Origin of the sequence: Nocardia sp. CC213A, from assembly GCF_030766805.1 — a bacterium.
Classification (GTDB): Bacteria; Actinomycetota; Actinomycetes; order Mycobacteriales; family Mycobacteriaceae; genus Nocardia; species Nocardia otitidiscaviarum.
This window is the reverse complement of sequence record NZ_JASFXA010000011.1, coordinates 24,127-47,208: the sequence shown is the minus strand read 5'-3', so window position 1 is coordinate 47,208 and position 23,082 is coordinate 24,127. Positions and strand designations below refer to the sequence as shown.

23 protein-coding genes are annotated in these 23,082 nt (G+C 71.3%); 11 read left to right on the top strand and 12 right to left on the bottom strand.

Features of this window, described 5'->3' with window-relative positions:
- The first annotated feature begins 34 nt into the window (after window positions 1-34).
- Window positions 35-619 (top strand): PadR family transcriptional regulator, encoded by a 585-nt coding sequence (locus tag QJS31_RS20865; protein WP_306357472.1) that lies wholly within the window; start codon window positions 35-37, stop codon window positions 617-619.
- Between the two features lie 9 nt (window positions 620-628).
- Window positions 629-1,012 (top strand): PPOX class F420-dependent oxidoreductase, encoded by a 384-nt coding sequence (locus QJS31_RS20860; protein ID WP_306357471.1) that lies wholly within the window; start codon window positions 629-631, stop codon window positions 1,010-1,012.
- Between the two features lie 172 nt (window positions 1,013-1,184).
- Here the strand turns inward: QJS31_RS20860 and QJS31_RS20855 are convergent, their stop codons facing one another.
- The 3 genes from QJS31_RS20855 to cobN all read right to left on the bottom strand — a co-directional run bounded on the left by QJS31_RS20855 (window position 1,185) and on the right by cobN (window position 6,314).
- A complete protein-coding gene (locus QJS31_RS20855) occupies window positions 1,185-1,568 on the bottom strand; it encodes a PPOX class F420-dependent oxidoreductase (RefSeq protein WP_306357470.1) in 384 nt (127 codons plus the stop codon).
- 142 nt (window positions 1,569-1,710) lie between these two features.
- Window positions 1,711-2,241, bottom strand: coding sequence for a hypothetical protein (locus QJS31_RS20850; protein ID WP_306357469.1), 531 nt, complete (start codon window positions 2,239-2,241; stop codon window positions 1,711-1,713).
- 248 nt (window positions 2,242-2,489) lie between these two features.
- Window positions 2,490-6,314 carry a cobaltochelatase subunit CobN gene (cobN, locus tag QJS31_RS20845; RefSeq protein ID WP_306357572.1) on the bottom strand — a complete coding sequence of 1,275 codons (3,825 nt, stop codon included), beginning with the start codon at window positions 6,312-6,314 and terminating at the stop codon, window positions 2,490-2,492.
- 206 nt (window positions 6,315-6,520) lie between these two features.
- On the opposite strand from cobN, the gene QJS31_RS20840 reads away from it, so the two are divergent.
- The 5 genes from QJS31_RS20840 (at window position 6,521) to QJS31_RS20820 (ending at window position 11,381) form a co-directional block, all read left to right on the top strand.
- Window positions 6,521-6,838, top strand: a complete 318-nt coding sequence (locus QJS31_RS20840; protein ID WP_306357468.1) for a hypothetical protein — start codon at window positions 6,521-6,523, stop codon at window positions 6,836-6,838.
- A 242-nt stretch (window positions 6,839-7,080) separates the two neighbouring features.
- Entirely contained in the window at window positions 7,081-8,289 is a 1,209-nt protein-coding gene (gene cobG / locus QJS31_RS20835; protein WP_306357467.1) for a precorrin-3B synthase, read from the top strand.
- 134 nt (window positions 8,290-8,423) lie between these two features.
- Complete coding sequence (locus QJS31_RS20830; protein WP_306357466.1) at window positions 8,424-9,059, top strand: precorrin-8X methylmutase; 636 nt, start codon at window positions 8,424-8,426, stop codon at window positions 9,057-9,059.
- On the top strand, window positions 9,056-10,798 hold the full coding sequence (locus tag QJS31_RS20825; RefSeq protein WP_282786127.1) for a precorrin-2 C(20)-methyltransferase: 1,743 nt from the start codon (window positions 9,056-9,058) through the stop codon (window positions 10,796-10,798). Before QJS31_RS20830 ends, QJS31_RS20825 begins: the two co-directional genes overlap by 4 nt.
- A 40-nt stretch (window positions 10,799-10,838) precedes the next feature.
- Window positions 10,839-11,381, top strand: coding sequence for a PadR family transcriptional regulator (locus tag QJS31_RS20820; protein ID WP_372341618.1), 543 nt, complete (start codon window positions 10,839-10,841; stop codon window positions 11,379-11,381).
- Here QJS31_RS20820 and QJS31_RS20815 read toward each other — a convergent pair.
- From QJS31_RS20815 to QJS31_RS20805, 3 genes are all read right to left on the bottom strand, one after another.
- Window positions 11,374-12,120 (bottom strand): cobalt-precorrin-6A reductase, encoded by a 747-nt coding sequence (locus tag QJS31_RS20815; protein ID WP_306357571.1) that lies wholly within the window; start codon window positions 12,118-12,120, stop codon window positions 11,374-11,376. The two genes, QJS31_RS20820 and QJS31_RS20815, sit on opposite strands and share 8 nt — an antisense overlap.
- Window positions 12,117-12,719, bottom strand: coding sequence for a hypothetical protein (locus QJS31_RS20810; protein ID WP_306357465.1), 603 nt, complete (start codon window positions 12,717-12,719; stop codon window positions 12,117-12,119). The genes QJS31_RS20815 and QJS31_RS20810 overlap by 4 nt, the downstream gene beginning before the upstream one ends.
- 81 nt (window positions 12,720-12,800) lie before the next feature.
- Window positions 12,801-13,133, bottom strand: a complete 333-nt coding sequence (locus tag QJS31_RS20805) for a helix-turn-helix transcriptional regulator (protein ID WP_085996432.1) — start codon at window positions 13,131-13,133, stop codon at window positions 12,801-12,803.
- A 62-nt stretch (window positions 13,134-13,195) separates the two neighbouring features.
- Here QJS31_RS20805 and QJS31_RS20800 point away from each other — a divergent pair, with 62 nt between their 5' ends.
- Window positions 13,196-13,537 (top strand): putative quinol monooxygenase, encoded by a 342-nt coding sequence (locus tag QJS31_RS20800; RefSeq protein WP_282786345.1) that lies wholly within the window; start codon window positions 13,196-13,198, stop codon window positions 13,535-13,537.
- A 43-nt stretch (window positions 13,538-13,580) separates the two neighbouring features.
- Here QJS31_RS20800 and QJS31_RS20795 read toward each other — a convergent pair whose 3' ends face one another.
- The 3 genes from QJS31_RS20795 to QJS31_RS20785 form a co-directional block, all read right to left on the bottom strand.
- Window positions 13,581-13,910, bottom strand: coding sequence for a hypothetical protein (locus QJS31_RS20795; RefSeq protein WP_228809709.1), 330 nt, complete (start codon window positions 13,908-13,910; stop codon window positions 13,581-13,583).
- Window positions 13,911-13,985: 75 nt separating this feature from the next.
- Window positions 13,986-15,227, bottom strand: coding sequence for a precorrin-6y C5,15-methyltransferase (decarboxylating) subunit CbiE (gene cbiE, locus QJS31_RS20790; protein ID WP_306357464.1), 1,242 nt, complete (start codon window positions 15,225-15,227; stop codon window positions 13,986-13,988).
- Window positions 15,224-15,973 carry an SDR family NAD(P)-dependent oxidoreductase gene (locus tag QJS31_RS20785; RefSeq protein ID WP_306357463.1) on the bottom strand — a complete coding sequence of 250 codons (750 nt, stop codon included), beginning with the start codon at window positions 15,971-15,973 and terminating at the stop codon, window positions 15,224-15,226. The genes cbiE and QJS31_RS20785 overlap by 4 nt, the downstream gene beginning before the upstream one ends.
- Window positions 15,974-16,038: 65 nt before the next feature.
- Here QJS31_RS20785 and QJS31_RS20780 point away from each other — a divergent pair, with 65 nt between their 5' ends.
- Together QJS31_RS20780 and QJS31_RS20775 are read left to right on the top strand one after the other, a co-directional pair.
- Window positions 16,039-16,458, top strand: coding sequence for a TIGR03618 family F420-dependent PPOX class oxidoreductase (locus tag QJS31_RS20780; RefSeq protein WP_306357462.1), 420 nt, complete (start codon window positions 16,039-16,041; stop codon window positions 16,456-16,458).
- Between the two features lie 94 nt (window positions 16,459-16,552).
- The gene (locus QJS31_RS20775; protein WP_282786609.1) at window positions 16,553-17,212 is read left to right on the top strand and encodes a PhoU domain-containing protein; all 660 of its coding nucleotides are present in this window, start codon (window positions 16,553-16,555) and stop codon (window positions 17,210-17,212) included.
- A 22-nt stretch (window positions 17,213-17,234) separates the two neighbouring features.
- Here QJS31_RS20775 and QJS31_RS20770 read toward each other — a convergent pair whose 3' ends face one another.
- Entirely contained in the window at window positions 17,235-18,362 is a 1,128-nt protein-coding gene (locus tag QJS31_RS20770) for a Xaa-Pro peptidase family protein (RefSeq protein ID WP_306357461.1), read from the bottom strand.
- A gap of 75 nt (window positions 18,363-18,437) precedes the next feature.
- Here QJS31_RS20770 and QJS31_RS20765 point away from each other — a divergent pair, with 75 nt between their 5' ends.
- Window positions 18,438-19,391, top strand: coding sequence for a 5'-3' exonuclease (locus QJS31_RS20765; protein WP_306357460.1), 954 nt, complete (start codon window positions 18,438-18,440; stop codon window positions 19,389-19,391).
- Window positions 19,392-19,632: 241 nt separating this feature from the next.
- Here QJS31_RS20765 and QJS31_RS20760 read toward each other — a convergent pair whose 3' ends face one another.
- Complete coding sequence (locus QJS31_RS20760; protein WP_282778822.1) at window positions 19,633-20,331, bottom strand: DUF4333 domain-containing protein; 699 nt, start codon at window positions 20,329-20,331, stop codon at window positions 19,633-19,635.
- 57 nt (window positions 20,332-20,388) lie between these two features.
- On the bottom strand, window positions 20,389-23,082 hold the full coding sequence (locus tag QJS31_RS20755) for an RNA helicase (RefSeq protein ID WP_282778824.1): 2,694 nt from the start codon (window positions 23,080-23,082) through the stop codon (window positions 20,389-20,391).

Here is a 23,082-nt window from a genome sequence, read left to right as displayed (position 1 = left end):
AGCGGCACCGTCACCGCCGCCGAAGGAGATCGCCATGTCCACCGTGCGCCTGCTCGTCCTCGGCGTGGTGCGCCTGCACGCCCAGCCGACCTACGGCTACGCGGTGCGCCGGGAACTGCTGTCCTGGCGGGCCGAGACCTGGACGAATGTGAAACCCGGTTCGATCCACCACGCGCTCAAACAGCTGGCACAGGAGGGCTGCCTGCGGACGCTCGGCACCGAGGGCAGCAGCCAGGGTCCGGGCCGCACCCTCTATGAGCTCACCCCGACCGGTGAACGCGAGTTCCTGCACCTGCTCGAAATCGCGCTCGTCAGCGTGGATATGGAGGAGCTGGGCGCGGGTATCGCCTTCATGGACGCCCTCCCCCGGGCCCGGGTGATCGAATTGCTGCGCGAGCAGCGCGCCCGCAGCGAGGAGATCCGGGTCGGGCTGCTCGAGATGATTCCGGAGTTCCCGAGCCGCCACGAGGCCCCGTACTCGACGGATCTGCTGGAGCTGTGGAGCGGCGTCTTCGGCAATCTCACCGGCTGGACCGCCGGACTGCTGACCCGACTGGAAGCGGGCGAATACCGCATGGCGGACGATCCGGACACGGCGGTCGATGGGGACGCGGGTTAGGCTGCGGGCGTGGACAATCCGTTCGGCCCGGTGGGCGACTCCAAATACGTGCTGCTGACCACCTACAAGAAGGACGGCACGCCGGTCGGCACCGCGGTCTGGGCGGTGCTCGACGCCGGTCGCCTCTATGTCTGGACCGTGACCGACAGCTGGAAGGTCAAGCGGCTGCGCCGCGACCCCCGGGTCACCCTGCAACCCTGCGACGCCATGGGCAAACCGCGCGGTCCGGTGGTCTCCGGAACCGGCGTCGTGCTCGATGCCGCGGGCACCGATCGCGCCCGCGCCCTCATCAAACGCAAGTACGGCATCATGGGCTGGCTCGGCGTGCAGGGCAGTCTGCTGCGCCGCGGCCGGGGCGGCACCATCGGCTTGGAGATCACCGCCGACAGCTGAGCGGGCCGGGCGGAGCATCCGACCGCATGCCCCCCGGCCGGCTCGCACCGCGCGACCCGGACAGGGTGCGCGTCCGATCGCCGGACCCGCGGCGGCACCGTGAACCCGGCGCACGCGCTCCGGTGCCGGCGGAGTACTGCTGTGCTCGCGGTTCTTCCGGCCCGCGGAACGGTTACGACGCCCGCGGGGTGACGACCAGCCCCACCGAGCTGTCCGCCCCGCGAATCAGCTTGTGCCCCTTGATCGCGAGGCTGCCGAGCAGGCCGTACTTGTCCGCCAGCACAGTGCGCGTCCGCTCGGTGCCGTCGGCGTCGAGCACGCTCGCGATGCCCTCGACCACCGCGTGGCCGCGCGGCTTACCGCGATTGTCGCTGATCTGCAATGTCACCCGAGGGTCGCGGCGAATCCGCTTGACCTTCCAGGCGTCGGCATTGGTCCACACCAGGATGCGGTCGCCGTCGGGGGCGACCCACACCGGCGTGCCGACCGGCGTGCCATCCTTCTTATAGGTGGTGAGCAGGGCGTATTTGGCCTCGGCCACATCGTTCCACGTCATATCCCCACGGTAGGACGGGGCGCGGCCGACCACATCCGTCCCGGAGCGCAGTGCCGCCTACGACCGTGGACGGAGTCGGGACGCGGCACCGCCGGAGTCGGACTCCGGCGGTGCCGTCCGGCGGCTGCCTCCCGCCTCGATGTCAGCGCTGGCTCGCGATGATGGCACCGAGCAGGCCGCCTACCCCACAGCCGACGACCGCGCCGACCACGAAGAAGAACACGCCGATCACCGCGCCGACCACACAGCCGATGAGCGCACCGGCCACGATCGATCCGGCATCGGCGACATGTTGCAGCGCAACGGTTTCGGCCGTGGCGGGCGCGAGGTCCGCGGCGCTGGCCGGGTGGACGGTCAACACGGTGCCGCTGGCATCCAGTTGCGGCACAACGCTGATGGAGCGGTCCGCCACCTGGTAGGTGAGCGGAATGGCCGCGATGGTGGCCCCGCCGGGCGCGATCACGGCCACCGCGTCGTTGCCCAGTTCGAACCGGCCGGCGGCCAGGGTGGTGGTGACGGCGCTGCGGTCGGGAGCGAGCGTGGTGGTGTACTCGACCCCTCGATCGACACCACTGATGCCCGGCGCGGCCGGAGCGCCCTGTGCCGTCGCCGTGGCAATGCCCAGCGCGGCGGCGGAAATGAATGCGGTAGCGGCGAATTTGGCGATACTCATGATCATTACTCGCAATCGAGAGCCGATTCACCGCAGGCCCGAGTTCGGTGAATTCGATCAATGCGGCGAATCGGGGGATCAGTTATATCCGATGCCTCCCCGAAATGACATCGAACGATTCTTATGATGCTCTCAGAGTTGGCGGTGCGGAAGCCCCCTGAACCGGGGTTGTCCGCCGATGTCCGCAGGACACGCCGCCGCGCCCGCGGTGGTGCGCCCGCGCCGCCGCGGGCGCACCACAGGCCGAATTATTCGAGTTCGCCCTCGGTTTCGAGGTAGATCTGCTTCAACCGCGCGAGCGTCTCATCCTCCGGCCGCTCCCACAGGTTCCGCTCCGCAGCCTCCAGCAAACGCTCCGCGATACCGTGCAGCGCCCAGGGATTCGACTGTTCCATGAACTTGCGGTTCACATCGTCGAAAACGTAGCTGTCGGCAAGTTTCTCGTACATCCAGTCGGCGACCACATTGGTGGTGGCGTCGTAGCCGAAGAGGTAGTCGACGGTGGCGGCCATTTCGAACGCGCCCTTGTAGCCGTGCCGCCGCATGGCGTCGAGCCAGCGCGGATTCACCACGCGCGCCCGGAACACGCGGGTGGTCTCCTCCGAGAGGGTGCGGGTGCGCACCGAATCCGGGCGGGTGCTGTCGCCGATATAGGCTTCCGGATTCTTGCCGGTGAGCGCGCGCACCGCCGCCACCATGCCGCCGTGGTACTGGAAGTAGTCGTCGGAGTCGGCGATATCGTGCTCGCGGGTGTCGGTGTTCTTGGCCGCCACCGCGATTCGTCGATACGCCGAGCGCATGTCGTCGGCGGCGGGCGCGCCGTCCAGGTCGCGGCCGTAGGCGTAGCCGCCCCAGGTGGTGTACACCTGCGCGAGATCGTCGTCGGTGCGCCAGCTCTTGGAGTCGATGAGCTGGAGCAGGCCCGCGCCGTAGGTGCCGGGCTTGGAGCCGAAGATGCGGGTGGTGGCGCGACGCTCGTCACCGTGCGCGGCCAGATCCGACTGGGCGTGGGCGCGCACGTAATTCGACTCGGTGGGTTCGTCGAGCCCGGCCACCAGCCGCACCGCGTCGTCGAGCAGGGCGAGCACGTGCGGGAAGGCGTCGCGGAAGAAGCCGGAGATGCGCACGGTCACGTCGATGCGCGGTCGGCCCAGTTCGTCGAGCGCGATCGGTTCGAGGGTGGTGACGCGGCGGCTGGCCTCGTCCCACACCGGCCGTACCCCGAGCAGTGCGAGCACCTCGGCGATATCGTCGCCCGCGGTGCGCATGGCGGACGTGCCCCACACCGACAGGCCCACCGACTTCGGGTACTCGCCATGGTCGGCGAGATAGCGCTCGAGCAGCGAATCCGCCATGGCCTGACCGGTTTCCCAGGCCAGCCGCGAGGGCACCGCCTTGGGGTCGACGGAGTAGAAGTTGCGGCCGGTGGGCAGCACATTGATCAGGCCGCGCAGCGGCGAGCCGCTCGGCCCGGCCGGAATGAAACCACCGGACAGGGCATGCAGCACCCGCTGGATCTCCACCTCGGTCTGCCGCAGCCGCGGCACCACCTCGGTGGCGGCGAACCGCAGCACCGCCCGCACGGCGTCCGGACCGACGGCGGGCGCGGTCGAACCGGTGGATGTGGCCGCACCGCCGGGTGCGACAGCGTTTCCGGGCACGGCCGTCGCCCCGCCCGCGGCCGAACGGCCTGCCTCAGCCACCACCGAATCCTCGCTCTTCCCCGTGTCCCCCGCCAGGGCCGCGCCCGGTGCCGCCGCGTCCCCGGAGGCGGCGGCGTCCGCGAGTGCCGGTGTGGCCCCGGCGTTCTCACCCGTGCCGCCCGCCGTGATCTGCGCGTCGACGATCGCGTCGATGGCGTCGACCGACCAGTCCGCGGCCTGCAGGGCGGCGACGAGAGCGCGGGCGCGCGCCTCGAAGCTGTCCACCCGGTTGCGGGATTCGTCGCCGGACTCGCTGAGCCCCAACGCTTCTCGCAGACCGGGCACGGACACCTCGCCGCCCCACAGCTGGCGGGCGCGCAGCATGGCCAGCACCAGGTCGACCTCGGTCTCCCCCGCCGGAGCCTGCCCGAGCACGTGCAGGCCGTCGCGGATCTGCACATCCTTGATCTCGCACAGCCAGCCGTCGACGTGCAGCAGCATATCGTCGAAGACGTCCTCGTCCGGGCGCTCCGCGAGCCCCAGGTCGTGGTCCATCTTGGCGGCCCGCATGAGGGTCCAGATCTGCTGCCGGATGGCGGGCAGCTTGGCCGGGTCGAGCGCGGAGATATTGGCGTGCTCGTCGAGCAGCTGCTCCAGCCGCGAGATGTCACCGTAGGTTTCGGCGCGCGCCATCGGCGGGATGAGGTGGTCCACCAGGGTGGCGTGGGCGCGGCGCTTGGCCTGGGTGCCCTCGCCCGGATCGTTCACCAGGAACGGATAGATCAGCGGCAGATCGCCCAGTGCGGCGTCGGTGCCGCAGGAGGCGGACATGCCGAGGGTCTTACCGGGCAGCCACTCCAGATTGCCGTGCTTGCCCAGGTGCACCATGGCGTCGGCGGCGAAGCCCTCGGGAGCGGCCAGCCAGCGGTAGGCGGCCAGGTAGTGATGGCTGGGCGGCAGATCCGGATCGTGGTAGATGGCCACCGGATTCTCGCCGAAGCCGCGCGGCGGCTGCACGATGAGCACCACATTGCCGAACCGCAGTGCGGCGATGACGATCTCGCCCTTCGGATCGGCGGAGCGGTCCACGTACAGCTCACCCGGCGGCGGCCCCCACGCCTCGATCACGTTCTCGCGCAGGTCGTCCGGGAGCGTCTCGAACCAGGCGGCGTAGGTGTCCGCGCCGATGCGGATCGGGTTGCCCTCGAGCTGTTCGGCGGTGAGCCAGTCCGGATCCTGGCCGCCCGCGGCGATCAGGGCGTGGATGAGCGCGTCGCCGTCGCCCTGTTCGAGGCCCGGGATCTCCCCCGGCGCGCCGAGATCGTATCCGGCGGCCCGCATCTCGGTGAGCAGCCGGATGGCACTGGCCGGGGTGTCCAGGCCGACGGCATTGCCGATGCGGGCGTGCTTGGTCGGATACGCCGACAGCATGAGCACCACCCGCTTGTCGGCATTGGGGATGCGCCGCAGCCGGGCGTAGCGCACCGCGATCCCGGCCACACGCGCCGCCCGCTCCGGATCGGGCACGTAGGCCGACAGGCCGTCGGCGTCGAACTCCTTGAAGGAGAACGGCACCGTGATGATGCGGCCGTCGAATTCCGGCACCGCCACCTGGGTCGCCACATCCAACGGCGACAGCCCGTCGTCATTGTCCTCCCACTGGGCGCGGCTGCTGGTCAGGCACAGGCCCTGCAGGATGGGCACATCCAGGTCGGCGAGCGCACCCACATCCCACGCTTCGTCCTCGCCACCGGCCGAGGCGGTGGCGGGTTTGGTGCCGCCCGCGGCCAGCACGGTCACCACCAGTGCGTCGGCCTCGCGCAGCCGGGCCAGCAGTTCCGGCTCGGCGGCGCGCAGCGAGGCGCAATACAGCGGCAGCGGCCGCGCCCCGGCCGCTTCGATGGCGGTGCACAGCGCGTCGACATAGGCGGTGTTCCCGGCCAGTTGCTGGGCACGGTAGTAGACGACCGCGACGGTGGGCGCGTCCGCGGCGACCGGCCGCGCGGTGCGCTCGAGTTCACCCCAGCGCGGCATGTCCACCGGCGGTTCGAAGCCGTGCCCGGTGAGCAGCACCGTGTCGGACAGGAAGTTGTGCAGTTGCCGCAGGTTCAGCGGCCCGCCGGCGGCGAGGTAGTTGTGCGCGTCGGCGGCCACGCCGCCGGGCACGGTGGACCGTTCCATGAGTTCGGCGTCGGGCGCGATCTCACCGCCCAGTGCGACCAGCGGAACGCCGCTGGCGCGCAGCGTCTCCAGTCCCTCCTCCCAGGCGCGGACGCCGCCGAGGATGCGCACGATCACCAGATCGGCGCCCACGAGCAGGGCGGGCAGATCCTCCGGCAGCAGCCGCGCCGGATTGGCGAGCCGGTACTCGGCCCCGCTGGCGCGGGCACTGAGCAGATCGGTATCGGAGGTGGACAGCAGCAGAATCACGGTTCGGCCTTCCTTGGGGTGACGCGCCCGGCACGGTTCGGCGCTCATGGGGAAGGTCTGACTGTCACAGTGGCGCGACCGCACCGGAATTGCACCGGTTTCTTCCGTCCGACGAGCCTCGCGACTCTATCGCGCGGGGATCACAGTGCTGCAACCTCTCCGCCCGGCCCGGTGCCACGACCCCTGCGCGGGCGTACGCTGCGCGTATGCCGAACACTCCGGGTTGGGTCAGGCGGAATCGGTTCGCCGCCTGGTCAGGGTACTTGTGCGCATTGGTTGCTTTCGCAACGCTGGCAATGGCATTGACCGCTGCCGGCACCGGACATTCGCAGTGGGCGATCGTCGCCGGCGGGATCTGCGCGGCCACACTCCTGTTCGCGCTGATGCTGATGACCACGACCGTGCACCGCGACCACCTCGAACACCACGACAGCCCGAGCCTGCTCAACGACACCTACGCCACCAGTCCGAGCTGGGCGAGCGGGCGCACGACGCCGGGAATCGAACCGCATCACCTGCGCTGAGGCCCGTATCCGCTCACTCCGACCGGCGCGAGTGCCGCGGGCGGCGACTGCGCGATCGCAGGATGCCGGAATCGGCGCGCACGCCACCGGTGTCGGCGCAGGGGATCCGAGCGGGCCGGTACCGGACGAGTTCGCCGCAGGTGCACGGAGTGCTACACCCGAAGGCGGCGGGCATCGCAGGCCCGCCGCGACTCGGTGCCCCGCGACGGGTCCACCCGGGTGTCCGTAGGCTGGATCGGGTCATGACTCGAACAGATCCCGATTCCTGCCCGGGCGTGCTGCGCCTGCACGAGGCCGCCGACGGGCCGCTCGCCCGCATCCGCGTGCCCGGTGGTCGGCTGGCACCGGCCCAGGTGCAGGCGCTGGCCGAGGCGGCGCGGGAACTCGCCAACGGTGGCATCGAACTCACCTCCCGCGCCAATGCGCAGCTGCGCGGGGTGCGTGACGCCGCCGAGTTGGAGCGGCGGCTGCGGGCGGCCGGGCTGCTGCCCAGCGGGACGCACGAACGGGTGCGCAATATCGTCGCGTCCCCGCTGTCGGGCCGGGTCGGCGGCTGGACCGATGTGCACGCGCTGGTTCCGGCACTCGATGCCGGTGTGCGCGCCGCGCCGCGACTGGCCGAGCTGCCCGGCCGGGTGCTGTTCACCCTGGACGACGGTCGCGGCGATGTGAGTGGGCTGGGCGCGGATATCGGGGTGCACGCCATCGACGAGGACACCTACGCCGTGGTGCTGGCGGGGCGCGACTCCGGTCTGCGCGTCACCGCCGAACATGCCGTGGATACCGTGCTGCACGCCGCGCACGGTTTCCTGGAACTGCGCGAGGACCAGTGGCGGCTGCACGAGATCCCGGACGGCCCGGCGGCGCTGGCGGACCGCCTGCGCGCCGCGCATCCGCATCTCACCACCGCCGAGACCGTGGAGCTGCCGCCACACCAGGAACCTCCGATCGGCTGGCTCACCCAGGCCGACGACCGGGTGGCGCTGGGCGCGGGCGTGCGCCTGGGCTCGCTGCCCGCCCGCACCGCCGAATTCATCGCCGCCGTCGACCGCCCGGTCGTCATCACCCCGTGGCGGGGTCTGGTGATCACCGACCTCGACGAGTGGGCCGCCGAACAGGTGGTGCGCGTGCTGGCCCCCATGGGTCTCATCTTCGACGCCACCTCCCCCTGGCTCCAGGTCACCGCCTGCGCGGGCCAGCCCGGCTGCGCCAAATCCCTGACCGACGTCCGCGCCGACGCCACGGCCGCCGTCGAGGCGGGCCGCGTACTGCCTTCCGGCCCACCGCAACCCGCCGCCGCCGAGCTGGCGGCCGACGAGGTGGTCGCCACCGGCCGCCAGCACTGGTCCGGCTGCGACCGCCGCTGCGGCCACCCCCGCGGCCCCGCCACCGAGGTCACGGCCACGCCGACCGGCTACCGAGTGGTACCGCCCGCCGCAACGGCATCCTGACCGCGGTTCCGCGCCGTGCGGGAGGCGGCACCAGCCCAGGTGGGTGCGTACGGCAGGAAGTTCGCACTCGGTTCGGGTTCACAGCCCGTACCCGGCGCGCGGGGGTCGCGCGCGCTCCTCTTAGTCTGGACGCCATGTCCGACGTGCGTGCCAGCTACCTCACCGACGGGGCCGAGATCTATCGGCGCTCGTTCGCCACCATTCGCGCGGAGGCGGAGCTGGCGCGGTTTCCGGCGGACGTGTCGCAGGTGGTGGTGCGGATGATCCACGCCTGCGGGCAGGTGGATCTGGCCGCCGACGTGGAATTCAGCACCGATGTGGTGGCGAAGGCGCGGGCGGCGCTGCGGGGCGGTGCGCCGATTCTGTGCGACGCCAAGATGGTGGCGTCGGGGGTGACGCGCAAGCGGCTGCCCGCCGACAACGAGGTGCTGTGCCTGCTGGATGATCCGAGGGTGCCGGAATTGGCGGCGGCGCTGGGCAATACACGCTCGGCGGCAGCGCTGGAGCTGTGGCGGGACCGGCTCGACGGGGCAGTGGTGGCCATCGGGAACGCGCCGACCGCGCTGTTCCATCTGCTGGACATGCTGAACGCGGGTGCGCCGCGCCCGGCCGCGGTGCTCGGGATTCCGGTCGGCTTCATCGGCGCGGCCGAATCCAAGCAGGCCCTGGCGGAATACGGCGGCGTGGAATTTCTGACGGTGCGCGGCCGCCGGGGTGGCAGTGCCATCACCGCCGCCGCCCTCAATGCGATTGCGAGCGAACAGGAATGAGCGGCAAGCTCTGGGGTGTCGGACTGGGACCGGGCGATCCGGAACTGGTGACGGTCAAGGCGGCGCGGGTGATCGGCGCGGCCGATGTGATCGCCTTCCACAGTGCCCGCCACGGCCGCAGCATCTCCCGCGGCATCGCGGCACCGTATATGCGCGCGGGCCAGCTCGAGGAGCATCTGGTCTATCCGGTGACCACCGAGACCACCGACCATCCCGGCGGCTATCAGGGCGCGATCGACGAGTTCTACGAATCCGCCGCCGCCCTGCTGGCGGACCATCTGGCCGCCGGCCGGTCGGTGGCCCTGCTCGCCGCCGGTGACCCGCTGTTCTACAGCTCCTTCATGCATATGCACCGCCGCCTCGCCGACCGCTTCGACACCGAGATCATTCCGGGCGTCACCTCGGTGAGCGCGGCCTCGGCGGCGCTGGGCACCCCGCTGGTCGAGGGCGACCAGGTGCTGACGGTGCTGCCCGGCACCCTGCCGGTGGACGAGCTCACCCGCCGCCTCCGGGAAACCGACGCCGCCGCCATCATGAAACTGGGCCGCACCTATCCCGGTGTGCGCCAAGCCCTCTCCGATGCCGGGCGACTCGACGACGCCTACTACGTGGAACGTGCCAGCAGCACCCGCCAGCGCGTGCTGCGCGCCGCCGACGTGGACGACGCCAGCGTGCCGTATTTCGCGATCACCGTCCTGCCCGGCCCTGAACCGGCGACCCCGATCCCGGTCATCACCGCGACCGTCGAGCGGCGCGCCGAACATGGCGACGCGCCCACCACCGCTCCGGCCCCGGCCTCCCCCCGCCCGGAACCCGCGACGGAGAACGCACCCCGCGGCGTGACCCCGATACGGCCCGCGACGTCGGACGGCCCGTCCGACACCGACGCCCCGCTTTTCGGGGCCCCCGCACGCCCTGCGGCGCGAGCACAGGCGACCGGCTCCGCGCACTCGACGAGCGCCACGCCAGAACCCGTGACCGACGGGCACGCGGCGCACGGCGAGGTGGTCGTGGTCGGCCTCGGTCCCGGCGCGGCCGAATGGACCACCCCCGAGGTCATGCGGGCACTGGCCGAGGCCACCGACATCGTCGGCTACAGCACCTATGTGAATCGTGTCCCCGAGCGTCCGGGGCAGCGCCGCCACGCCAGTGACAACCGCGTGGAGTCCGAGCGCGCGGCCATGGCCCTGGATCTGGCCAAGCGCGGGGGCAGGGTGGCGGTGGTGTCCTCCGGCGATCCCGGCGTCTTCGCCATGGCGGCGGCCGTGATCGAGGAGTCGGCAGATCCGCAGTGGCGCGATGTTCCGGTGCGGGTGCTGCCCGGGATGACCGCGGCCAGTGCGGTCGCGAGCCGGGTCGGCGCACCGCTGGGTCACGACTTCGCCATGATCTCGCTGTCGGACCGCCTCAAGCCGTGGGAGGTGGTGGCGCGTCGGATCGCCGCCGTGGCCGCCGCCGATATGGCCTTCGCCGTCTACAACCCGGCCTCCTCGCAGCGCACCTGGCAGGTGGCGGCCATGCGGGAGCTGGTGCTCGAACACCGCAAACCCGATACCCCGGTGGTGCTCGGCCGCGATGTGGGCGGCCCGACCGAATCAGTGCGGGTGGTGGCCCTGGCGGAGCTGGATCCGGCCGAGGTGGATATGCGTACCCTGCTCATCGTGGGCGCGTCGAGCACCACGGTGTTCGAGGCGCCGGGTGGGCCACGCGTCTTCACCTCCCGCCGCTACACCGATTAATATTCCATAGTGGAAGATGGCCCGGAGGAAGGGAGTGCAGGTGGCAGACGCATCGCAACGCCCGCTCAATTCGACGGCCGCGTCGCTATTGGGATTCCTGCACCAGGGCCCCATGTCCGGCTGGGATCTGGTCGCCCTGGCCCAGGACAAGATCGGTGACTTCTGGACCATCACCCAGAGCCAGGTGTATCGCGAACTCGCCACCATGCATCAGCACGGCCTGGTGGACAAGGGCGAGGCCGGCGCGCGCGACCGCACCCCCTACCGGATCACCGAGGCGGGCCGCGAGGCGTTCGCCCAGTGGATCGCCCGCGATCCGGGCGCGGAGACCATCCGGGTGCCGCTGCTGCTCACCCTGTCCTTCGGCGACTTCGTGGAACCCGACCGGCTGCGCCGCATCATCGACGCCAACCGGGAGATCCACGAACAGCGCCTGGCCGGATACCTCACCGGTCACGACGAGCAGCGGCAGTCCCCGTTCGAGCGGGCCACCCTGGATTTCGGCATCCGCTACGAACGCGCGGTGCTGGAATGGTTCGACCGGCTGCCCGAACTGCTCAGCGAGACCAGTCGGCTCACCTGAGCCGGTGCGCCGCGCGCAGCCAATCCCAGGCGGCAGCCACGGTTTCCACCGACCGCGCCCCCGCCGGCAGCGGCGGGCGGTCCACCACGACCACGGGCAGCCCGCGGGCGCGCGCGGCGTCGAGTTTGGCCTCGGTCTGCGCGCCGCCGCTGTCCTTGGTGACCAGGGCGGTGATCCGATGCGCCGCGAGTAGCGCCGTTTCGTCGGCGACGGTGAACGGGCCGCGTGCCAGCAGCAGTTCGTGCCGGGGCGGCAGCGCGTCCTCGGGCGGATCGATGGCCCGGATGAGGAACCAGTGCGCGCGCAGCGCGGCGAAGGCGCTCACGCCCTGGCGGCCGATGGTGAGGAAGATCCGGTCCCCCAGTCCGGCAACGGCTGTCGCGGCGGCGGACAGATCCGGCACCCGGATCCAGCGGTCCCCCGGGCGCTGCGTCCAGCCCGGTCGGCGCACGTGCAGGATCGGCAGCCCCAGACTCGCGGCGGCCGCGGCGGCATGGTCGGTGATACCGGCCGCGAACGGATGGGTGGCGTCGACCACGACCTCGATGCGATTGTCCGACAACCAGGTCCGCAGTCCGTCCACGCCGCCGAAGCCGCCGATCCGCACCTGCCCCACCGGCAGCAGCGGGTCGCGGACGCGTCCGGCGAGCGAGGAGACGATCTCGAATCCCCGCTCGCCGGAAGCAGTTTCGGCGAGCACCCGAGCTTCGCGGGTGCCGCCGAGAATCAGGGTCCTCAGGGCTGCCCGCTGAAGTAGGCGGAGCCCGAGTCGATCAGCGGCTGACCACCGGCGACCAGCAGGCCGATGAGCGCGCCGATGATGGCGCCGGGAATCGCGGAGACGACCAGCCCGAGCAGGCCGATGGCGCCGCCGATCACCGCGCCCACGGCCGCGCCGAGTGCGGCGCGCTGCAATTCGGCGAAGAACCACTGCTGTGCGGAGATGGCCCGCGCGTGCGCGTGCGGCCCGACCTCGGGGGTCAGCGACAGTTCCTGGCCGTTGTCAGCGACGGCCGCGACGATCCGCACGTCCTCCCCACCGGCCTGACCGGTCAGCGGCACCTGCGCCACGACCGCACCGGATTCGTTGGTCAGGCTCACGGCCTGCCCGTCGGCGTCGACGCTGAACCGCCCGCCGGTCACGCTGGTGACGATGGCGTCGCCCGCCTCGGCCAGCGCGATGGTGTAGCCGACACCCTGATCCTGCCCGTGCACCTGCGCGGCGACCGGCTGCGGTGCGGTGGGCGCTTCCACCGGTGCGGCGTATCCGGTCCCGGTGGCGATTCCGGTGGCGGCGGCGGCGAACAGGGCGGTGGCGGCGAACTTCGTGTACTTCATCAAGTCTCCCGATATGGCTGATACCGGACCCGATGACAATCGAGTCACGGCACGTCACCATACCGTTGACCTATCGATGTTTCAGTTCGGGGCGGCCGCGGTCCGCCGCGCGACCTCGTCGGCCAGCAGCTCGAGCAGGCCGGGAAAGCGCTCGGCCAGATCGGCGCGGCGCAATCGCGCCATATTGCTGTTGCCCCGATCGACCTGCCGGATCAACCCCGCCTGCCGCAGTATCCGAAAGTGGTGGGTCCGAGTGGCTTTCGAGACCGGCAGGCCGAAGGAGCTGCAATGCCGCTCGGCATCCTCGGCATCGGCCAACAGCGCCAGCACCACCGCGAGGCGGTGCTTGTCGGCCAGGGCGGCCAGTACCGCGCCCAGGTCGAGTTCCGCCGTGCTCGGTTCGTCGGCGACCACGTCCACCCACCTTCCGTAGGTACGGTTTGCATCGTACCTCCGACACCGCTAGCGTCCGAGGTATGACAAACACCGTACCTTCCGAGGGGATTCCGTTCACACTGGTCGGCTTCGCCCACCCCAAGCCGGACAAGGTCGAGGAGCTGCGCGAACTGCTGCTGTCCTTCGTCACCCCCACCCGTGAGGAGGACGGCGCGCTCGAGTACCACTTCCACGAACTCGCCGACGACCCGACCACCTTCGTCTTCTACGAGGTGTGGCGCTCAGCCGCCGATCTGGACCGGCACCTGGCCCTGCCGCATATGCGGGACTTCTGGGAACACCGCATGGACTACCTGGAACGCGATCTCGAGATCCACTACCTCACCATGCGCAGCCCCTACCCCCGCCCGATGGCCGCATAGGTTCCCGGCCCCCGCCCGCGCGAGGGTCGACGATGGGCGCGGGTCAATGGCCCTGTCGCGCGGTCGGATCGGGATGATGGCGACGGTCGCGACGCCACTCGACGTAGAGCCACAGGGCACCGCACAGCAGCAGTGCCGCGCAGCTGAACGCCGCGATCGTCGCCCATCCGGTGAATCCGTAACCCGCCGCCGTGAGCGCCAGGGCCAAGGCCACGACACCCAGTCCGCACAGCACGATTCCCGGCACGTTGTAACCGTCCTCGATACCCTCACCGGCATGGTGGCGAACTCTTCGCGACCGCCGCCCGAGTTCGGTGCGGGCGAAGACCGGCAGCGCCTCCGATCCTGTCCATCGATGTCGAATCCGAGTCATGAGACACCTCCATCGGGGCGGTGGCGAAACGTCCGCCCGATAGCTGGGATCTACCCAGCGTACGGCGGGCGAACCTCAGTCGCCAGGTTTGCGCACCGACCATTGGGCCACCGGCAACTGCGGTCGCCACGTGGTGAATCCGCCGAGGGGCTCGCCGCGGTGGATCTGGATGCGGCGCAGCGTGCCGCCGTGGGTGGCGGACAGGGTGAGCAGCAGTGCCTCCGATTCGGCGGTGACGGCATTGGCGACCAGGCGGCCGCCGGGACGCAGCGCGTCCCAGCAGGCGTCGACCAGGCCGTCCTGGGTCAGGCCGCCGCCGAGGAAGACGGCATCCGGTGCGGGCAGGTCGGCGAAGGATCCCGGGGCCGTCCCACGCACCTCGACGCCGGGAACGCCGAGGGCGGTGGCGTTCGCGCCGATCTGCTCCCGTCGCGCCTGCCACCGTTCGAAGGTGACGGCGCGGCAGCTGGGATGCGTACGGCACCACTCGATGGCGATGGTGCCGGAGCCGCCGCCGACATCCCAGAGCAGCTCGCCCGGCGCGGGGGCCAGCGCGGCGATGGTGAGCGCGCGCACCTCCGATTTGGTGAGCTGGCCGTCGCCGCCGTACACCGGGTCCGGCAGGCCGGGCAGGCGGCTCAGGCGCACCGCCGCCGGATCGGCCACACAGTCCACGGCCACGATATTGAGGGCGTCCCCGGGCGGATGCGCCCAGGTCGCGGCCGTACCCGCGACGATCCGCTCCCCCGGACCGCCCAACTGCTCCAGCACCGTCACCGTCGATTCACCGAAACCGTTGCGCGCCAGCAGTTCCGCCAGCAGCGCCGGGGTGTGCTCGTCGGTGCTCAGCAGCAGCACGCGACGGCCGTCGGCGAGTTCGGGCAGCACCGTCTCCAGCCGCCGCCCCACCGCGCTCACCACCGGCGTCTCGGCCAGCGCCCACCCGAGCCGGGCGCAGGCCAGCGATGCCGAGGACGGCTGCGGCAGCACCCGCAGGGCGTGCGCGCCGACCAGCCGGGCCAGGGTCACGCCGATGCCGTAGAACATCGGATCGCCGCTGGCGAGGACGCAGACTCGTTCCCCCGCATAGCGTTTCAGCAGCCCGGTGAGGGCGGGCAGCAGCGGCGCGGGCCAGCTCACCCGGGCGGCGCGGCCGTCGTCGGGCAGCAGTGCCAGCTGCCGCGCCGACCCGAGCACCACCTCCGCGTCGGTCAGCGCCCGCCGCGCCACCCCGCCCAGGCCATCCCAACCGTCCGCACCGATGCCGATCACCGTGATCGGCTGGGCGACCGGCCATTCCAGCGCCGCGGCGCTCATCGCGGCATCCGCCGCCAGACCGACCGCGGCACCAGCCGCATGGCGAGGAACATCAACCGCAGCGCGCCGGGCACCACCGCGACCCGCGAGCGCCGCCGCAGCCCCGCCACCACGCCGTCGGCCACCTGGTCGGGAGTGCTGGACAGCGGGGCCGGATCCATGCCCGCGGTCATCCGCCCGACCACGAAGCCCGACCGCACCAGCAGCAGGTGTACCCCGCTGCCGTGCAGGGCGTCGGCGAGCCCGCTGGCGAATCCGTCCAGTCCGGCCTTGGCCGAGCCGTACACATAGTTGGCGCGGCGCACCCGTACCCCGGCGATGGAGCTGAAGGCCACGATCTGCCCTCCGCCCTGGGCCCGCAGCAGATTCGCGAGCACGGTCAGCACGCTCACCTGGGCCACATAGTCGGTGTGCACCACCGCCACCGCGTGCGCCGGATCCCGCTCGGCGCGCGCCTGATCGCCCAGTACGCCGAAGGCCACCACCGCGACGCCGATCCGGCCGTACTCGGCCGCGACCTTCTCCAGCAGCGCCTGATGGCCCGCCGTATCGTCGGCATCGAATTCCACCGCGTGCACGGCGGCGGCGCCCGCGGCGGTGAGCGCGCGCCGCTGTTCGTCGAGATCGCCGCTGCGGCGCGCGGCCAGCACCACGACCCGCCCGGGTGCGAGCCGCCGTGCCACGGCCACCCCGATCTCACTGCGCCCACCCAGCACCAGCACCACGCCATCGTCGATCTCGGCCATGGCGTTCAGTCTGCCAAAGGGACCGGTGCCGTCCGGCCGCCGCCCGGAGTTGGTAGCGTCGGACCATGCCGACTCCGCGCCCCGAGCTCTCCGCCGCCGCCCTCGAATTCGTCGCCGAACGCCATCTGGCGACGCTGAGCACGCTGCGCGCCGACGGCACCCCGCATGTGGTGGCGGTGAGCTTCACCTGGGATCCGGAGGCCGGGGTCGCGCGGGTGATCACCAGCGACGACAAGGTGAAGGTGCGCAATGTGCGCCGGTCGGGGTACGCGGCGGTGAGTCAGGTGGACGGCCCCCGGTGGCTCACCCTGGAGGGTCCGGCCGAGGTGCTCGACGACGCGGTGAGCGTGGCCGACGCGGAGCGGCGGTACGCGCGGCGCTACCGGGTGCCGCGGGAGAATCCGAACCGGGTGGTCATCGCCATCAAGGTGCAGCGGGTGCTGTCGAGCGGCACGCTGAAGAACGGCGGCGCGGCCGCGCACTGAATCGCATCGGGGTCCTGTCACTCCGAATTCGCATACCCGCCGGTCCATTTCGCTAATTTGTGCGTCCCGTCCACTCGGCAGCGAAGATAACTCCGTGCGGACGAAATTCTCCTACGAGCTCACCACGCTGACCCATGAGCTCGCCCACATGGCGCGACTCGCGCACGAGGCCACCGAGCGGGCCACGGCCGCGCTGACCGATACCGATCTGGGCGCCGCCTACGAGGTCTTCGCCCTCGAGGAGCAGCTCCAGGCCAAGCACGCCACCTGCGAGGACAGATCCGTCATCCTGCTGGCACTGGAGGCGCCCGTCGCACGCGATCTGCGCCATGTGGTGACCGCCATCCAGATCGCCGACGACCTCAACGGCATCGGCGGCGCACTCAGCCGGGTGGCCGACAGCGTGGTGCGCCGCCACCCGCTGCCCGTGGCGCCGCCGCACGTGGTCACCCTGCTGACCGGAATGGCCACGGCCACCACGCATCTGGCCGCCGCCGCGGTGGCGGCCATCGTCGCCCGACCGCCCTCCCCGGATCTGGCGCCGATTCCCGCCGACGACACCCTCGACCGGCTGCATCGCCAAGTGCTGCGGGTGGTCGGCGACACCAGTTGGACGCACGGCGCCGCCATGGCGGTGGACGTGGCCCTGCTGGCGCAGCACTACGACCGCTGCGCCGCCCACTGCGTCCGCATCGGACGCCTGATCCGCTTCCTGCACACCGGGATTCCGCTCTCGGCGCAGGTGGAACCCTGACGCCGAGCGCGTCCGCGGCCCGCTAGAGCCGGGTCAGGCCGTGCGGGCGGGTATTGACCGATTCACAGCCGTCCTCGGTCACCACGACGATGTCCTCGATGCGGGCGCCCCACTCACCGGCGAAATAGATGCCCGGTTCGACGCTGAAGGCCATCCCCGCCGCGAGCGGAATGTCGTTGCCCGCCACGATGTAGGGCTCCTCGTGCACCGACAGGCCGATGCCGTGCCCGGTGCGGTGCACGAAGCTGCGGCCCAACCCGGCGGCGACCAGGCGATCGCGGGCGGCGGCGTCGACGGCGTGCGCGGTCACGCCGGGCCGGACGGCGGCCACCGCGGCCGCCTGGGCGCGCTCCAGTTCGGTGAACTGGGCCGCGATCTCCTCGGGCGGTTCGCCGAGCACGTAGGTGCGGGTGCAGTCGGAGAAGTAGCCGGGTTCGACCGGGCCGCCGATATCGACGACCACCACGTCCCCGTCGGAGATCACCCGATCGGACACCTCGTGGTGCGGATCCGCGCCGTGCGGGCCGCTGCCCACGATCACGAAGGCGGCGCCGGTGTGGCCCTCCTCGACGATGGCGGCGGTGATGTCGGCGGCCACCTCGCGCTCGGTGCGGCCGACGCGCAGGAACTCGCCCATCCGCGCGTGCACCCGGTCGATGGCGGCGCCCGCGCGGCGCAGCGCGTCGATCTCGGTGGCGTCCTTGATCATTCGCAGCTGCCGCAGGATCGGGGTGGCCGAGACGGGCAGCTGGCCCAAGGTGTCGGCGACGGGCAGCAGGTGCAGGGCGGGCATGTGGTCGTCCACGGCGGTGCGCGCGCCGGCGTTCAGCACCGATTTCACCAGCGCGTACGGATCGACCCCGTCGGTCCAGTCGACCACCTGCAGGCCCAGTTCGCCCGCCGCCGAACCGCCCAGCGCGGCCAGTTCCAGCTTGGGGATGATCACCGACGGCGTCTCCCCGGACGCCGGAATCACCAGGCAGGTGAGCCGTTCGAACGACTGCGCCCGGGAACCGATCAGATATTGCAGGTCGGGGCCGGGGGTGATGAGCAGCGCGTCCAGATGGGCGGCGCGGGTCAACTCCGCCGCCCGCTCCAGTCGCGCTCCGTAGACGTCCGCTGTGAACCGTGACTCGTCGTGAGAGCTCATAGGGTTCGACGTTACCCGTGTCGCGACGCGACCTCGACACCGTCTGTCGGCGGCGGGCGGTAGCGTCTGGAGACCATGAGCAACCCCACCGGTCCGCTGCTGCTGCTCGACGGAGCCAGTCTCTGGTTCCGCGCGTTCTACGCCATCCCGGAGAAGATCACCGCACCCGACGGGCAGCCGGTGAACGCGCTGCGCGGGTTCACCGATATGGTCGCCGCGCTGATCAAACAGCATCGGCCGAGTCGGCTGACGGTCTGCCTGGATCTGGACTGGCGGCCGACCTTCCGGGTGGATCTGGTGCCCTCCTACAAGGCGCACCGGCTCGCCGACGCCGCCGATCCGAATGTCGAGGAGGTGCCCGACACCCTCACCCCGCAGGTCGACATGATCCTGCGGATGCTGGAGGCCGCCGGGATCGCCACCGCGGGCGCGGCCGGGCTGGAGGCCGACGACGTGATCGGCACCCTCGCCACCCGGGAGCGCGACAGCGAGGTGATCGTGGTGAGCGGTGACCGCGACCTCATGCAGCTGGTGCGCGACGATCCGGCGCCGCCGGTGCGGCTGTTCTACGTGGGTCAGGGGCTGGCCAAGGCACAGCTGTGGGGTCCGGCCGAGGTGGCGGCGAAATACGGTGTGCCCCAGCAGAACGCGGGTCCGGCCTACGCGGATATGGCGACCCTGCGCGGTGACGCCTCGGACGGGCTGCCCGGCGTGGCGGGCATCGGCGACAAGTCCGCCGCCACCCTCATCTCCCGATTCGGCTCACTCGAGGCGCTGCGCGCGGCGGTGGCCGATCCGGCCGCCGACCTGGCCAAGGGGGTGCGCGCCAAACTCGCCGCGGCCGACGACTATCTGCGGGCCGCGGCCCCGGTGGTGCGGGTGGTGCGCGACGCCGAGGTGGAGTTCTCCCGGCCGGACGCGCTGCCCGCGGCACCGGTCGATGCCGCCGCGCTGGACGGGCTCGCCGCCGCCTACAACGCCGAGAGCCCGATCAAACGCCTGGTGACCGCCATGCGCGCCAACGCCTGAGGACCGGGTGCCGACTCGAGCGGGGGCTCGTCGGCGCGGATCGCCCGCGCGATCCCGTCGCGGGGAGCTGGTTCCGGCACGGTGAGAGCCGGTCTCCCGCACCGGATAGCGCGCGAAACCGGCTCTCGTACCGGCGTCTTCGCGATCACGGTAGCCGCGATCGCCGCCGCGGGGACCGACCGTGCTCGATTCGATACCGTGCTCGATTCGACGCAGCCGCGATCGCCGCAGCCGCATCGCCTCAGCTGGGGCGGCCGACCTCGTAGGTGCCGTCCTCCTTGGTGACCTTGATGGTCACCTTCTTGTCCTCGCCGCCCACCTTCAGGGTGCAGTCGAAGGTGTTGTCGATCTCCACGTTCTGACCGGACGGGCAGCTGACGTCCTTGACGTCCTCGATGCCGTAGGAATCCTTCAGCACCTTCTGCACGCCGTTCTGCACGGCGTTGTTGTCCAGCTGATCCTTGGCGGTCAGGAAGAACACGCCGCCGATGACCGCGGCCACCACCACGACCGCGCCGACCACCGCGGCGATGATGACGCCGGTCTTCTTCTGCTGCGGCGGCTGTCCGCCCGGCCACGGCTGACCCGGCTGACCCGGCTGCTGCTGTTCCCAGCCCGGCTGGCCCTGCTGCGGCCACTGCGGCTGGCTCTGGCCCCACTGCTGCCCACCGGGCTGCTGCTGGTTCCAGTCGGTGCCGGACTGGCCCTGCTGCGGCCACTGCGGCTGGCTCTGCCCCCACTGCTGCCCACCGGGCTGCTGCGGCGGCTGGCCCCACTGTCCCGGGGGCTGCTGCTGATCGCCCCACTGCTGAGTGGGCGGCGCGGGCTGCTGCTGGCCGCCCCACTGCTGTCCGGGTACGCCGCCGGTCCACTGCTGAGTCGGGTCGTGACTACCCTGTCCTCCGCCCGGGGCGTCGTTCGGTCCGTACGGGCCGCTCATCTGCTTGCCTCCACTCGCGATCGTCGTACTCGAGGAATCAAAGCACAACCGTTGTCATCACGCCGCGTCCACCGCCACGACACCCCGCCGGATGGCGCGCACCGCCTTGGCCGCCGTGGCCGCCACCTCCTCATCATCGGCCGTATTGCGGATCTGGTCCAGCAGGTCGATCACCTGGCGGCACCAGCGCACGAAATCGCCCGCCGAGAGCGGATTCCCGCGATCGCCACTGGCCAGCAGCGCGTCCACCAGGTCGTCGCCGCGCGCCCAGGTGTGGATGCCCGACATGAACCCGAGGTCGGGTTCCCGCGTCGGCGACAGCTTGTGCCGGGCCTCGTCGGACCGCAGCCGCGACCACACCCCGATGGTGGCCTCCACGGCGCGGCGGCTGGGCGCGGTCGGACCGGACGCCCCGAGATAGCCGCCCTCCTGGCGGGATTCGTACACCAGGATGGACACCACGGCCGCCAGTTCGGCCGGTCCCAGCCCGCGCCACAGCCCCTGGCGCAGACATTCGGCCACCACCAGATCGGCCTCGGCGTAGATGCGCGCCAGCCGCCGCCCATCCGCGGTGACCTCGCCGTCGTCGACGTAGCCGCGTTCCTCGAGCAGGCCGACGATGCGGTCGAAGGTGCGGGCCAGGGAGTTGGTGGTGGCGGCGACCTGCTGGCGCATGGAGTCGGTCTCGCGCTGCACCCGGTTGTAGCGTTCGCCGATGCGCGCCAGCTGTTCCCGATCCGGGCGGGTGTGCGCGGGATGCGCGCGCAGCGCCCGCCGCAGCGACTGCAATTGCGCATCGTCGGCGGCGCGGGACTTCTTGCCGCCCTTGTGCCGCGGCACGGTGATTCCGGTGCTGCGCAGCGCCGACGCCAGATCGCGGCGCACCCGCGCGGTGCGGTGGTCGACGTGGCGGGGCAGCCGCAGGCGGCCCAGCGGTTCGGCGGGGGTCGGGAAATCGGCGGCCGAGATCCGGCCCGCCCATTTGTCGGCGGTGAGCACCAGCGGGCGCGGATCGCCCGGTGACGCATCGGGTTCCAGGATCACCGCGAGGCCGGAGCGCCGCCCGGTGGGAATGGCCACCACGTCGCCGCGCCGCAGCGAGCTCAGCGCGGACACCGCCGCCGAGCGGCGGTCGGTGCGGCCCTGCCGTTCGATGCTGCGCTCGCGTTCCCGAATGCGTTCGCGCAGTTGAAAATACTCCAGGAAGTCGTCGTCGCCGAGCTGGGAGCGCAGTTTGCGCAGCGTGCCCTCATTGCGTTCGATGCCACGCACCAGACCGACCACCGACCGGTCGGCCTGGAACTGGGCGAAGGACCGCTCCAGCAGCGCACGCGAATCCGCCGCGCCCATCCGGTCGATGAGGTTGATCGACATGTTGTAGCCGGGCCGGAAGGAGCTGCGCAGCGGATAGGTGCGGGTGGAGGCCAGACCGGCCACCGCACTGGTGTCCACGTCGGGGGTCCACATCACCACCGCGTGGCCCTCCACGTCGATGCCGCGCCGCCCGGCACGCCCAGTGAGCTGGGTGTATTCCCCCGGTGTCAGCTCCGCGTGGCTCTCGCCGTTGAATTTCACCAGCCGCTCCAGCACCACCGTGCGCGCGGGCATATTGATGCCCAGAGCCAGTGTCTCCGTGGCGAATACGGCCCGGACGAGGCCCTTCACGAACAGTTCCTCGACGGTGTGCCGGAAGGCGGGCAGCATGCCGGCATGGTGGGCGGCCAGGCCACGGTGCAGTGCCTCGCGCCACTCCCAGTAGCCGAGCACCTCCAGATCCGACTTGGGCAGATCCCCGGTGTGCTTCTCGATGATGGCCGTCACCTCGTCGGCGTCCCCGTCCCGGGACAGGTCCAGCCGGGAACGCAGGCACTGCGCCAACGCGCCGTCGCACCCCGCCCTGCTGAAGATGAAGGTGATGGCGGGCAGCAACCCCTCCTCGTCGAGCCGCGCCAGCAGCTCCGGGCGCGGCAGCGGCCGGAACATGCGGCGGCCCCCGCCGCGCCCGCGGCCGCCGGGCACCGCCCAGCCCTCCATCCGGTCCACCGCCTCCCGGTGCCGGATGTAGCGCACCAGATCCTCGTCCACGAGCACCTTCTGATCGCTGGACTTGGTGTCGAACAGGTCGAACATGCGCCGCCCCACCATGACGTGCTGCCACAGCGGCACCGGCCGGGTCTCGTCCACGATCACCGCGGTGTCGCCGCGCACGGTCTCCATCCACGCGCCGAACTCCTCGGCATTGGAGACCGTCGCCGACAGCGAGACCAGGCGCACCTCGGGCGGCAGGTGCAGGATGACCTCCTCCCACACCGCGCCGCGGAACCGGTCGGCAAGGTAGTGCACCTCGTCCATCACCACGTAGGACAGGCCGTGCAGTGCGTCCGAACCGGCGTAGAGCATATTGCGCAGCACCTCGGTGGTCATGACCACCACGGGCGCGTCCGGATTGATGGACTGGTCACCGGTGAGCAGGCCGACCGCGTCGCGGCCGTGCCGCTCGGTGAGGTCGGCGAACTTCTGGTTCGACAGCGCCTTGATGGGCGTGGTGTAGAAGCATTTGCCCCCGGAGGCCAGCGCCAGGTGTACCGCGAATTCGCCCACCACGGTTTTGCCCGCGCCGGTGGGCGCGCAGACGAGGACGCTGTGCCCGCCCTCCAGGGCCTTGCACGCGTCCTCCTGGAACGGATCCAGGCTGAATTTCAGTTCGGCGGCGAATGCCGCCAGTTCGCCAGTGAGCGACCGATCTGCCAC

Bases quoted from the DNA above. Each gene is read 5' to 3' on its own strand.
- QJS31_RS20865 (WP_306357472.1), top strand. From the start codon at position 35: ATGTCCACCGTGCGCCTGCTCGTCCTCGGCGTGGTGCGCCTGCACGCC.
- QJS31_RS20855 (WP_306357470.1), bottom strand. From the start codon at position 1,568: ATGACGTGGAACGATGTGGCCGAGGCCAAATACGCCCTGCTCACCACC.
- QJS31_RS20850 (WP_306357469.1), bottom strand. From the start codon at position 2,241: ATGAGTATCGCCAAATTCGCCGCTACCGCATTCATTTCCGCCGCCGCG.
- QJS31_RS20840 (WP_306357468.1), top strand. From the start codon at position 6,521: ATGCCGAACACTCCGGGTTGGGTCAGGCGGAATCGGTTCGCCGCCTGG.
- cobG (WP_306357467.1), top strand. From the start codon at position 7,081: ATGACTCGAACAGATCCCGATTCCTGCCCGGGCGTGCTGCGCCTGCAC.
- QJS31_RS20830 (WP_306357466.1), top strand. From the start codon at position 8,424: ATGTCCGACGTGCGTGCCAGCTACCTCACCGACGGGGCCGAGATCTAT.
- QJS31_RS20825 (WP_282786127.1), top strand. From the start codon at position 9,056: ATGAGCGGCAAGCTCTGGGGTGTCGGACTGGGACCGGGCGATCCGGAA.
- QJS31_RS20810 (WP_306357465.1), bottom strand. From the start codon at position 12,719: ATGAAGTACACGAAGTTCGCCGCCACCGCCCTGTTCGCCGCCGCCGCC.
- QJS31_RS20800 (WP_282786345.1), top strand. From the start codon at position 13,196: ATGACAAACACCGTACCTTCCGAGGGGATTCCGTTCACACTGGTCGGC.
- QJS31_RS20795 (WP_228809709.1), bottom strand. From the start codon at position 13,910: ATGACTCGGATTCGACATCGATGGACAGGATCGGAGGCGCTGCCGGTC.
- cbiE (WP_306357464.1), bottom strand. From the start codon at position 15,227: ATGAGCGCCGCGGCGCTGGAATGGCCGGTCGCCCAGCCGATCACGGTG.
- QJS31_RS20785 (WP_306357463.1), bottom strand. From the start codon at position 15,973: ATGGCCGAGATCGACGATGGCGTGGTGCTGGTGCTGGGTGGGCGCAGT.
- QJS31_RS20780 (WP_306357462.1), top strand. From the start codon at position 16,039: ATGCCGACTCCGCGCCCCGAGCTCTCCGCCGCCGCCCTCGAATTCGTC.
- QJS31_RS20770 (WP_306357461.1), bottom strand. From the start codon at position 18,362: ATGAGCTCTCACGACGAGTCACGGTTCACAGCGGACGTCTACGGAGCG.
- QJS31_RS20765 (WP_306357460.1), top strand. From the start codon at position 18,438: ATGAGCAACCCCACCGGTCCGCTGCTGCTGCTCGACGGAGCCAGTCTC.
- QJS31_RS20760 (WP_282778822.1), bottom strand. From the start codon at position 20,331: ATGAGCGGCCCGTACGGACCGAACGACGCCCCGGGCGGAGGACAGGGT.